Genomic DNA, 434 nt, shown 5'->3' on the forward strand with positions numbered 1-434 from the left:
GATAGGGATGCAAAGGGCTGGGCTCGTACGTACCCGGCTCATCAGGCGCCGGCTGGGGCTGGCCTGGGATAGGGGGCTGGGTATGCGATTGGCTGGGGTCGTAGGGCTGGGGCATGGTGGTTCTCCTGCTGCGGCATAGGCAGCGCATGCAAAAGCCCAGTGTTGCAAGCGCCATGGCTGCGCTGTGTAGGCCTGGGGAGCGCGCAAAGGTACGCGCATCGCCGTTACGCCCTGTGTAAAGCGGAACAAGCGGCAGCAAAGCGTTTTTCTGACAGGCAGCGCCTTGCGCCAGGGCTAGGCTGAAAGCATTGACTCAGCCCTCGGAGGACCCCATGCCCCATCTGCCCCCTGCAAACCTTGCGCTGGCCACGGCACAAGCGCAAAAGCCAGTCCCCACCACCCCCAAGAAGCCCCAGCCCGGTGGCGGCGGCCCG

This window comes from Comamonas sp. B-9 (assembly GCF_000410635.1).
In the GTDB taxonomy this organism is placed as follows: domain Bacteria; phylum Pseudomonadota; class Gammaproteobacteria; order Burkholderiales; family Burkholderiaceae_C; genus Comamonas.